Genomic DNA, 12,744 nt, shown 5'->3' on the forward strand with positions numbered 1-12,744 from the left:
GTTTCATGCCAAAAAAATAAAACGCATATATTTCATAGGCTTGAGTGGTTTATTTCAGATTACACACAACTAAGTTAAGTAAACTTATTTACCATTTGGTAACTCATTTGTTACTTCCAGTCAGCGCTAAAGACTCTTCGTAGAACATGTCACTGGCATCCGGGCGCCACGATACACTCGAGCCGGAGCTTGATCTCCCGACTACGAGTGCACCAGAGCAGCGCAAGAAGGCCTCCTTAGGAGCTAACCACGAAGCTCGACAAGTACATCCGTCGACCACTTCTGCTCTGAGTTCTGCACTTGGGCTGTCTCCACCACTTTAGCCATGTGCATCACTTGATCCCGGGCCTCGAGATCAAAGTCAAACCACATGTCTGCATGCGAACGGAAACGAACCTGCCAATATGCAATTCCTTGGTCAAACCTAACCGTCAGGCTTCTACCATCGTCAAACTCCAAATCAAGTCGGCGCCGATGGGGGATATCACGGTTTGAGGTCTCAACCACGAGATTTATGGTCTGACCAGCCATCGCAGACAACCATTTACTAACAAAGAATTCGAAGTCGTCTTTTCTGGACCAATCATCAAAAGCCTTGCGGCCTTGAAGCTTGCCGAGCTTGAACAACGTCGAAACCTGAAGCTCAGCATCAGCAGCAATACGCCCTTTTAAAAACTTAAAAAACGTACCCAAGATCGCGATTACGGATGGGTTTTGGAGATATCGATCGGAGTACCTGATTCGGCAGATGGTTGCAGTTTCAAGTACGTCCGCAATTTGCGCGTTCTCAGCGAGAAGCGACCAGAAGCGATCGCCAAACGTTAGTAAAGGACCGTTGAGTTCTTGGTGAATGGGCAAGTCTATGATTAGGCTACTGTCGGTCGATTTACTCGCAGCGCTTGCAAGGTCAAGAGCGCTCCAACTGAGTCCAGATTGAGACCGGGAAACCACTACCAGCGCATCACTCTGATGCCACCAACGACCTGGCACACCTGCCAGCTCTGAGCGCGAGGCAAGCGTAATTATCTCGCCCGCCCTGCTTGCCTGTACGAGGACATGATTTTCACGATCAGACGAGTAGCGGCCGACACTAACACCAAGAAGAGAAAGACGCCGCAGATCCTGTAAAAGATCTTCATCGGTGAGGCCATCAGGCACAAGAAGCTCGACGGCCACTTCATCAATATTCAAATAGCGCTGGATTGCCTTACGAAATTGCGGGGCAAGTAGATCCCATTCACTCGGATCACCTGTAGCTACCAGCGTAACCGTCTCCACGCCCTCATTGATTAAGCGACGCAAAACGCTTTCGATACTGCCGGGCGCATACTGTCCATCTGGCAACGACAGCTTGTCTTCCACGGAAAGGCCGACGTAGTGGGCGAATTCATCGCCCAGCCACTCCCTAGCCAACTTTCGATCAAGCTTGTCATGATCATGTCGGGTCTGAGAGTCCAATAGGCATTCACTGCAACCGCTCTCGCAATGATCGCAGTGCAGAGTTTTAAGCATCCGGCTCAGCAGATCTTCGATATGCAAGGGAGCACTTGAGGCGAAACCCGCGCCACCGCTAATCACGTCATAAAGCTGCAAAATTCTTATTGGCTGACCGTTTTCCAGCTTGCTTGGTCGTGTTGCATAACCAAGTTCAGAGGCCGAAACCCCTAATATCTCGGCAAGAGCTGAACGCATGGCCACAGCCAAGGTCATCGCGATACAACGCCCTTGGTCGTTATCTGCAATGTACTCACCACTTACTGGATGGTGCAATATCAACTCGAACACGTCAGTAAGGGAGGTAACACCCAAGCTGACATTGGGGACAATACTCCCGCTTCCTTGGCAAGGCAGTCTTCTATTGTTCTGGTCTTTATCAGCTTTGCTAGGCCGGGGTGGAAAGTGCTCGCCTGATGGGGATAAGCCTAGAGGAAACTCATCTGCTGTCAGCATTGATGCCGCGCGACCACAACTCATGCATAGTGCGAATCCAGCACCGTTCTCGCCGGAACTGTGATGAAAAACCTGGCCTTCCGTACCATAGGCCATTGCTCCCACCGCAGGATTCGGTAGCGGCGTTTTGGCCGCTCTCACAAAGACCCATGCAGTTTCAACGGGTACAAATTTTTGATGCTGGATATCGTTCGACGCAGACTGATAAGCATCAGTAACAAAACCAGATGGCTGCAGTACCTTGCGGACATTTGACGACTTAATGATGGCGAGGCATTCATTGTTGGTACACGTAAGCTCATCGCTTTTGACCAAGCCTTCCTCATAGCCAAGCTCGCCGCAGACGTCACAACGCCAGGCGATGTCCATCTTCTGAGCTTCATTGGTATCAGCGTTCAAATTGTGCCAATGCAAAGAAACACCAACGGACCTAAAGACTCGTCCATCCAAAACAATTTCGGCTCCCGGCGCATACTCTCTAATTGCAATCGCGAGGTTGCGAGAAGGAAGCCCCTTGTACCGGGACACATTATCCTCACGGTCGCGCTTTACCTTCCTCTCGGCTCCTCCCTCACGGATATAGTCCTCAATTGTAAAATTATCGAAGTTGACCACATCAGTAGGAAACCCATAGCCCGGTAGGAAGGTCCGGGCAGATAGGTCACGCAACAGGTACTCATTGCAATGACGGGCTTTCTCGACCTGAAGACGCTTGAGGTAGGGGCTGTTAGGCTTTGCCTGCTGCTCTTCTGAAAGCAGATAGCGGAAACTCCCCAACCAGCGGCCTTGTAACGCCTTCAACTGATCCATTGAGCGTCTGCGCAGTTGATCAGGCGTTATCCCTGCCAAGGCGGTTCCCTTGACCAATAGCGAAAGCGCCTCATCGATGTCGCAAACAGCGAACCCCAAACGTTCAAGAAAGCGGTCGCATTGCGAGCCACCATTCGAATCGTCATAGAACCACTGCGCGTTGAGACTGGTTTTCTCAGTTTGAGTTGGGCCTACAACATTGCAGAGGAAGTCAGACAGCACCAATGAGTTCACATGCCGCTGTACAAGCCGAGCAGAGTTTAGCGCTACTGCCGGTGCAGGGATTTTTGTTTCAAATGGCCAGCTAGGGTTGGCAAAGACTTGCTGGTCATGCGGATTGTTTTTGCAAAGCGTATAAGCGAGAGCTCTGGACTCGTTGCTGCGGCCTGCCCGTCCAGCGCGCTGGAGATAATTGGCCGGATGTGGCGGCACGTTGTTCATAACCACGGCGGAGATACCGCCGATATCGACACCCATCTCCATGGTAGTGGAACAATTCAAAACGTTGATCTGGCCCTTTTTGAACATATCTTCATATGAACCAAGACGCTCGGAAGACTGCTGCGCCGAATGCTCAGCAGTACGGTAATAGAAGCCGCCTTCAATCGACCTGTCATTGATATCTGTCCAAAGATTACGCGCACGCAGTTCAGTGATGTGCGCATCTGTCGCAACCTGAGTTCTGATTTTTGCAAGGCCCGGAGCATAGTCTTCCTGGGAGCGATCAAACTCCCAAACACTGGGTAGCTCAATCGGCTCACACATAAAACTTTTACGCTTCTCATCGGTAAGCTGGGAAAAATCCAAGTGCGCGGGTAGGTAGGGTGTAAATCCTTTGAAGGTCGTATCCAGCAGCTTGTTAGTAATTGGACAAACAAACGCTTGATCAACCAACAAAAAAAGCATGTGTTCTCTTGGCAAATAGTACCGATTTTCATCGGATTTAAGTGCTGCGCCAGGCTTAGTTAACTGCAACCAAGCCGCTCGTAACCAGGCGTTGACCAAGTCAACATCAGATGAGCTTGAGGGAGCCAAACCTGCGCCTAACAGCAGTAGTTTAGTCAAGCGGTGCGAATGGTTGCCATTACGAATCTGCGGCCAGCGTTTCACTCGACTCTCGTCAGCCTCCTTAGACTCAGGGTTGCGCAAAGTCTTGGAAGAAAAACGGCTACCAATCCAATCCTTCCACTCCTCAGACATCTGGATGAAGCTGCTTTCCCGCACATAAAAGTCCAGAGCGACTTTCAAGAAGTCACGCCAATCGTCTGCCTTCAGCCCCTTCTGCTCCCAATAGGCCGGGGCTTCTTTAATCTTTTCTAACCCAAGATAACTGACCTTCACCAGCCCTTGAGTTTCTAAACTATTTTGGCGCTTAGGCCTGCGCATAAACTCACGAAAAAGGAGCATCTCAGCCAGCTTTTGTGGCCCATCCGTCTCTTTGAATATCTCCGGCTTCTGATACTTGTTCGCTAGCAGCATCGGGCCTTTGTCTTTAAGGTCGGCCCGTTGCTTAAGCTCACTCACAAGCTCTGCCCAAGTCAAGGACATTAGCGCGGGCCTAAGCTTAATCCCATTGGCTGCAGCAAGTAGCGCCGTGAAGCGCACAACCTTGTCCTCAGCAACCTTGATCTCCTCTTTGAGACCTAGGCTGCGGTATAGCGCCACCTCTTCGTTCGCTTTAGCAATTAGTTGCTGCAGAACTTCTGGTTCGATACTACTTGATGGTGCCTGAGCATTGCCGCAGCTCTTCTGATGCCAGTTCAAAATCTCTACAACGAGTCCACGCAACCTACTGCGCTCGGCCTCTTGCTGCATACGCACCGCCATACGCGCCGTACCTTGTCGGCTGTCTGTAAAGGTAATCAGTCTCCGCCCTCGCCCCGGCAAAGATTGCGGACCAAACTCCGGTTTTTGCTCGTCATCTTGATAGTCTTGGCAATACTCAAGAACCGTCGGCACAGCGTTCGCAACATAAAATGGACCACCCAACATCGCACGACGAAACGGGAAAGCACTTTGATATCCGCTGTAGCTGCAGTCTTTACGGCTACAAACCACATCGTGGTCATTCATGCGCAGCGGCACACGCTCGCCGGAGACATTCATAAAAGCCCCTGCATGCTTATCGAACTCAACAGGGATATACGACGGGCCATCACTGCTAACAGTGCCCAGCACCAAAGGAGTCTTGGTTGTTAGCTTCTCATCGAGACTATCTGCATCGTCCTCAACCGAGGCTTCAGCTTGGAGCGAAAACTCATCCCCAGCGGAACTCTCCCACTGGATTAGCTTTCCGCCATGATCGCGCGCCAGTAAGTGTGGCTCATTGCAGTCATTGCAGAAAACCAACTCGAAAACGGGGCTGCCACAGGTGCACGCTTGTCGCTGGTTCACATAGACATATCCAAAGGGCCACTTCTCCTGCAGCGGCGTCCCATTTTTGGCTGAACAGTGTGTATCGAAGCAAGCCCAGAGACCGTGGGTGGTGCGTTGGAAGAAGTGGGCACGCAGTTTCAGGAACGCAGGCTCAGATTCATTGGGGCGAGTGCCAGAGCACAGATCCAACCAACGCAAAATCTCAGCTTGCGTTAAAGACCGCCCCTGATTTCGACTCATATGGCTGACCATCTCGGTCAGCTTTAACGGTTTAGGAGCGCTAACCAGAAAGTCTCTCAATTCATGAGCGATGGGCGAATGCACAAGGGCTTTATAACGCTCGGGATGAATCTCCGGATCGTCTTGGTCAACAGCAGGCATAGAGTCGAGCTGCTGCAAACTAACCGATTTATGCTCGCACGATGCAAGCTCAGGAATGACACGCCTACCACCCCAGACATCAATCTGAGTGACCGGAACCCCTGACAAATCAGAGAGGAACTGTTTCAGTTGCTCAGCAGCATCGTCACCGGCAATAGTTGCAGAGGTCGCAACAAAGCGGACATCCTTAGGCGTGACACCGAAGGCTGTCATCACGCGTCGTAACTGCAGAGCCAGTTCAGCAGCCTGCGAGCCTACATAAGTGTGAGCTTCATCTAGGACAATCCAGCGGAGCGACTTCTGCTCTCTCGATCTGCGCACTATCGGTGCATCGACCTGACGTACCATCATGTATTCAAGCATGGTGCCGTTGGTAACCAGGATCGGGGCTGGCTGCTCACGCATCAGCTCGCGCGACAGAATTTCGTTGGGACGTTCAATCTGCTCGGTGCGTTTTTTGGCCTGCAACTCCTCGGTATTGCCGTTATATAAGCAATAACGTATCCCGGAACCAAAACTCTGTGTCCAGGCATTCAAACGCTCACGCTGCGAGTTGATCAGTGCATTGAGCGGATAGAGAAATAGTGCTCGCACACCCACCAGCGGCTTACTGCCGACATCACGGTACTCCCGGTAGAGATCATCAAGAACCGGAACCATAAAGCACTCGGTCTTACCCGAGCCAGTACCGCTGGTGACCACCACTGAGTGCTTCTTTTCCAGCAGGGAGTGCCAACTGGCTAATTGGTGCGTGAACGGCCTCCAAGTCGATCCAAAGCGGTAGCGCCCATTGGCCTCACCATCAAGCGACGCCACGATCTCTTTACTAAGCAGCTGCTTTTGAGCCGCCAACTGCGCCATAGTAAAAGGCGACTCCTCCCAACCGAAGGTCTGCTCAAACAAGGGCGGGGCCAGGAATGAGCCTTCCTTGCCGCACTCGGCTCGCATGAGTCCGCCCAGGTGCTCACGCAAGCCCGGATCCGTAATGCTCAAAACACTTAAGGTTGATTCTGTGGTGCGGGACAACGCCTGCTCGACAAGCGCAGAGAAATACTTATCCATTGACTGGTACTGCCTTATGCATACCCATGACATTATTCAACAGACAATATTGGTAAATGCTGTTAAACCAACTCGAATCAAAATCGCGAACCTGTCGAAGGAAAAATATCGCTTCAACACTATCCTCGAAAACATCCGAAAACTTTGCTTTACCGCTAGCGATAGCAGCAGCGAAAACAGGCAGGTAAACCACAGCATTGCGGTAATCCATTTCCAACCGAAATGAAATTACTGAATCACTCTGTTTGTTGTGCCAGCGCTCCAATCTCTTGCCACCATATTCAGGCCAAGAGGCCTCACTCCGATCTCGCATCAATTGAACGTACCAGCCGTGAAGTACAGCCCTGAATGTCTTGAGATCCATATTGATTTCCGGCCCTACAGGTTTCCCTGAAAGATAACGTTGCACACTCTCCCCATACGTTGGGAAGGTCTCCCCTAATTTGGCGAACATTCGGCCAATCAACGCAGATACGGCTTCATCAGTAACGCCCTTAATCTCAAGGAAAGCGCCAAAACGCTTAGCAGCTAGATGAATTTCAGTGACGGGGAGAAATTCCCAAAAAATGGGGAACTCGGACTCAATTCGAATTAGAAACTTTGGCTCCATTTCAAACTTGAAAAGCGCCATCGACAAAGCACGGGGGTGTCCCACCAGCGCCCTCCAAGCCTCAAACGTGGCTAAAGGCAGATAACCGTAACCCTCGTACAGCGTTCTCAGGAACTGCCATCCGCTGTGCATCGGATTTACTGCCATGGAATCCAGAACAGGCGCAAATGAACTGACAGGAGAGGCATAGTCGAAGGTCAGGACCGCTTTCTGCAGACTCTGTGCGTCATCACTTTGCGGTACCGGCTCCCAACCTCCGACAATAAACAGAGGTCTGAATGAAACAGCTGATCCTTGCTTGGGGAGCAAAAGCCATGGTCCATTTTTTTCCACCAACGCCGGTAGCTCAAACTCGCCGGTGGGGACACCTTCGCTACAACGCGAACCAAGGTGAACAGCACCGCGTATCGGCTCATGCAGCAACATCAAAATCGGCTCAGGTAATCCGGCATTGCCATCCTGAAGGCTGGAGGCGCGCAGCACCTGACGATCACGATCCAGCATCATCTCGGTTGCGTACTTGCGAACTCGGAAATTGGTGTCTTGGCCATTACCAAACACCCGCAATTCAACGACCTGATCGATGCCAGATTGCAATGAAAGCAGATTCACAATCTGCTCACGAATGTTAAACAGGCTGATTTCTACAGGCTTTTCATTAGCCGTATAGGACCAACTGTAAGAAGCGTTCTTGGCGGTATTCCCCTTGAGAGTCAACTCAAGCCCGAACTTGGTAGGCGCGCCGTGGCGGCCAAACAAATAAATACGCGCGCCTAGCAGATCATCAATACTGATATCGCGCTTAAGTTGCTTACCATTACCATCAATCGCCAGGCAGCCCGAGTTGGGGAAGGGCAGCTCAATCTCAACCGGATCTGACATCAGGCTTGGCGTGACTAAAAGACGAACCCTGATCGGCGGCAAACCCTCTGTTGAGAGTTTTAGCTCGACATGATCCTCCCGCTTGATCTGCTGAGTGTAAAAACCTTCGCCTACTATTCTCAACAAACAACGCTGCTGGGTGTGCACTAGAATTCTGCCCTGACCGGGCCTTTCGCCACTGCGCAATTCAAGACGGAAGTCAGCCGGTAAGATGCCGATCTTACGACGCAACAAGGTATCGCCACTGCTGTTGCGAACGGCTACATATTGAGCACCGAGCATTTCTTGTAAAGAGCTGCTACCGGGTTGCTTACCGCCAACGAAAAGATCGCCACCTTGTTTTTGCAGCTCGCCTGTAGCTCCAGGCCATTGCACCTTGGGCAGTCCTACAAAAGTATGTGTGGGCTTTGTCGACCAGCCTAGCTCGCTACCTGCCAGCTCTAGTCCGGGGGCTGTACCGGCCGAGTGTCCTGTTCGAACTCTGTATGGCCCCTCGCAATCAACTTTTAACTCGACTCTTCCCTGTATTTTAAGTGCTCGTAGACTAAATATCGGAGTTAAATCAGTGATACTGACATTGTCGGCGTCTCCTACCTGCTCCAATGCAGTGCCGACCGGCAGCACAAGCAATAGTTCTTCACTGGCGCTATTGAATGAAGCCTGACCACATAGCTGCCACCCATCATTTACCGGTTCAAAGCCAACTGGGACCTCACCTAGCGCTACGGTGCTGTTCTCGATAGGTAAAGAAGCGATCACCACCCCCCCTACCATCGCTACCAAGCTCAGTGACAACGAGCAGTCACAACGGAGTCCCATTACCTCTCGCTGCCGCAACCTGATCCGGGCGACCCCCTTGTCCACGACGGCATAACCGGGGCCTAACTTAGCGATAACCGTACTGCCTTCCAAAATCACGAGCTCGAAGCGAGTTGTAGAGGGCTGCATCGCTAATTGGAAAACCGCTTCTGCCGGCAGCGATAGCTGGACCTTCAATACATTGGGTGGTGCTTCTTGCAAGAAGTGTCTACAAGCCCAGCCGCCAGATTCTTTGCGACATCTTCCACTCTCGACCGTGGCAGTTTTCAAGAGCCCGTTAAGCAATTCACTGCCAGTTTGGTTATCCAGCGGTAGCGGGAACAGCTCACGCCATTTCGGATTCATGGCATCCAAGCGAGCAACAGGCTCAGCGGTCTGGACCAGGCCATAGTCCCGCACCAAAGACACCAGCTGATCGGCCATATGCGCAACCAGTTCCACTGAAGTCTGCGAGGAAAACACCTTCGGTAAGCTCGCCTTCTCCATCTGCTGCACTACTTGCTGGGCAGTGCTATAGCCTAGGATATGCCACTGGTCATACTGCTTGAGGATTCGGTCGAACAGTGCGTGAAAACGGTTTCCTCCTTCACGTAGCACTTGAAAAGGCAGCCCGCCCTCACTGAACAATGAGCCGAGAAAATCCCTCCGCTCAGACTCGTAAAAGTGTATCGGGCGCTTCCAGTAGTGCTCCAGCCCTTTTGGAATCGTTTTGCCGAGATCGCCGGGCGATAGACTGTACCCCAGCGTCTTCCAGATCGGTTCCCAGCTCCAGCCATGATCTCGCTGGTACTCACGCCGGTACCACTCGGAACAGAAGAGAACCAAACAGGCGCTTGCAGCCGTGTCATTTACTGCCTTGTCGAAGGTTTCTAACTCTCTGAGCAGGTGCAACAGGTCTAGATACTCTTCATGGCTGCAATGGTAGGCGTACAGACCACGATAATCAGGGGACGGGATACCCCGTCGCAGAAGAAATCTGCCGAGCCAATTAGAGAATCTGAATATAGACTGATGCATGAGCTACTTCCCTGATTGAGCCACGACCTAACAAAGGGCGTCACAAATTGCTGCGCGCGTTAGCCTACCGGTTCCCTAGAGAGGGCTCGACAGCCCTGCCAGTAGGCCCTTACAACCCAGAGTAATACTGCTTAATTTTCTGCGCCATCAGCCGGCGACGTTCTGCAAGGAAGGCATCGAATTGCTCAGGCTGGTAGGCGGCCAAAGCCTCTGGAAGGCAGTTGGCGGCCAAGTTAATTTTGAGATCATCCAAGCGTGTGATAGCTCCATAGCGCGCCACGCCGCTATCACACTGAGCGAGCACATCGGCCATGTAGGCTGCAGGGGCGGTGTGGCCAATCTTGATATTCACTTCCTGCTGCACGTACACGTAGTTGGCAACCTGGTTGTACTTGCTTCGTTGCAATCCCCGCTGCTTCAAGAAGTTCTTCGGGAAAATGTGGTGAATATCACCATGGTGCGTGAGCATGTCCCGGACGGTGATGTCTTTTGACAGGAAGCCTTTGTCGCCGCGATTAGCCTGCGCTGCCCAAAACACTTTGATTGCTGGCGCATTGACAGAGGATGTGGTCAAAGCCTGCGGCAGGCCGAAGTCCCAGAAGGCATCAGAAAGCTCAGCCGCCTCAATCTCGCCCAATACCTCTACGAAGGGCCGCTCATGGATCTCCCTAATATCCTTGTCAAAGCGCGACTCTGGCGAACCAGAGTAGCGCCCAGTCAGCAGCGACATCACAAACCAACGGCGTACCCAGCTTTCGATATTGGGGTTATTGCCCAAGTCGCGCTTTAGCTTGAGATAGAGCACGTATGCAAAATTCAGCGCATTAGTCGAACCGATCATGGAGCGATCGACAAACCCTGCAGAGCGGATGATCATCAGAAAGCGTTTAAAGTGTGTCTCGTTGATGAACTCTTTGACCCCTTCGCTCAACGTCTTGAAGGACGATTCTTCTATCTCTTTTTCGTAGCTACGGGTCTCGAAATTGCGACCTGATAGCAGTCCAACCAAATCTGACAAGCGTCCACGAGTGAACTTAGTGGTGAACGCAACCCTGAGCATGTCCGAGTAGCTGGGATCGTACAAATCGTCGTTCTCACCTTTCAGCCAACGCATCGCACGGAAATAATCGGTCTGAACAAACGTCTTGTCGTTGTTTTCGATGTGTGCGTAGAACTCAGGCGCAATGGAAAGATGGCAGAAATAGTCGATTGCTTTGCGAAGAGTGTTGCCGTCGAACTCTTCGTTGGCGGCAATCTTCGACATGACGAAATCTGCCTGGCTGAGCACAACGCCTTTTGAGTTAATGCGGATGAAGATTTCGGTCACCGTCTCGATATCCAGATCAGCTGCTAGCTCGATCAGACCGATCTGCTTTTTGGTGATATCGCAAAGCCTGTCCAATCGCTCATAGACAAGATCTTCATTCAAGTCAGGGTTTGCAGCCAGGTAATCCCTTGCGGCTTTGTGCGACTTAAGCTCGCCGTTGACGATGGGTGCGATATCGGCGAACCAGGCTTTGTCCTTCTCGATCGCGGGGTTGCTGACCTCAAAGCGCTCTTCGATCGGGTGGAAAGCAATGCGGATGCGTATCTGCTGATAATCTTGGTTGATCACCTGCTGGCCAGCGATGGCCGCTGTCAACGCCGTAACGCGTTGCTGGCCGTCGATCAACACCTTCTTGCCTTCGGCCAACGAGCCGTCTTTGAGCTTAACAGTGGGGTTGCGCCACGCGATGATATAGCCGACCGGGAAACCTTGGTACAGGCTGTCCATCAGGTCGCGCACCTTGCTGGCATCCCAAACGAAAGGGCGCTGAATTTCCGGAATTGCAATTTCTCCAGACTTGACCCAGCTCAGGAGAGTTTCGATCAGGTGCTGGTTAACGGAGTACTTCTGAGCTGACATTAGCATTCCTTTGCACGCATAAGCGGCGAATCTACTCAGCCTGAGCCGGTATAGGTCCACCGGATCAAGTCTGGTCAAGTATGGCACTTTGCCCGAGGGTACCAGATTTGCCGCCGCTTCCAAATGTACGTCTTGGTCATCGAAGAAAATGTGCGGGTTGAACGCCGTGAGCACTTTGGGCTTGCCGACACCACCGAGGAAGAAGGCTTCGTCAACATACACGCCCCAGGCACGGAGAGTATTGATCACGCGCATTTCCGACGGGGAGTTTCGAGCGGTGACAATGGCGATTCTGATCGGTGAATCCTTGCTACCGGTGGGTAAACGCTCCTGCAACTTGGCCAGTTTTATGAGCAGGCTGGCATAGGGCCCCTCTTACATGGGGGTGTGCTGCAGTGCCGCTTCCTGCGCCTGAAAGGCATCCAGCCTTGGGTTTTGTAGACCAGCTCGCTGGCATCGGAAAAGAGCACCGTGTCACCGTCGAAGGCGATTCGTACTTGCCCTTTAGGGATCTTGGGAGCGTTGGCTGGCGGCGCCTTGAGGATCGCAGCGGCGCGCCGGGAGTCGATCTCCTTTTGCGCGTCGTCTACGTTGTTAGTGAGCAACAGATCGACATCGAAGGCATCCATGTAGTCGGCCACTGACTCGCCACCGGTGAATGCCGAGCGCGTGATCGCCAACTGATCCCGGCGAATGGTTTTGAGCACGCGGATACCTGTGTCAGGGCTGTTGCGAGACACCACCTTAACTTCGACCAGCGGGGATAGGTCACTGCTTTCAACACGCTGGTTGAGATCGGGCAATGCGTCCACCATGTGAACCGATACCCGGCTGCAGCGCAACGTCCTTTCGCTTTTGCATATAACAATAGCTGTGGACCGCGCTTTCAGGCTTCACCTTCAGTGCAGCCTTAAACATTCGGTCTGATCCC

Annotated in this window: 3 protein-coding genes and 1 pseudogene; all 4 read right to left on the reverse strand. The window is 52.1% G+C overall.

What is annotated here, in order from left to right:
- Positions 1-243: 243 nt before the first annotated feature.
- On the reverse strand, positions 244-6,579 hold the full coding sequence (locus CXF97_RS05710) for a DEAD/DEAH box helicase (protein ID WP_101157020.1): 6,336 nt from the start codon (positions 6,577-6,579) through the stop codon (positions 244-246).
- Entirely contained in the window at positions 6,572-9,907 is a 3,336-nt protein-coding gene (locus CXF97_RS05715) for an STY4851/ECs_5259 family protein (protein ID WP_101157022.1), read from the reverse strand. Before CXF97_RS05715 ends, CXF97_RS05710 begins: the two co-directional genes overlap by 8 nt.
- Before the next feature lie 109 nt (positions 9,908-10,016).
- Complete coding sequence (locus CXF97_RS05720; RefSeq protein WP_371918372.1) at positions 10,017-11,819, reverse strand: DUF262 domain-containing protein; 1,803 nt, start codon at positions 11,817-11,819, stop codon at positions 10,017-10,019.
- 129 nt (positions 11,820-11,948) lie between these two features.
- Positions 11,949-12,628: pseudogene (locus tag CXF97_RS28395) on the reverse strand (5'-nucleotidase); the annotation flags it as partial.
- Between the last annotated feature and the right edge of the window lie 116 nt (positions 12,629-12,744).

The sequence above is a fragment of the Pseudomonas sp. Choline-02u-1 genome, from assembly GCF_002836515.1.
GTDB lineage: Bacteria > Pseudomonadota > Gammaproteobacteria > Pseudomonadales > Pseudomonadaceae > Aquipseudomonas.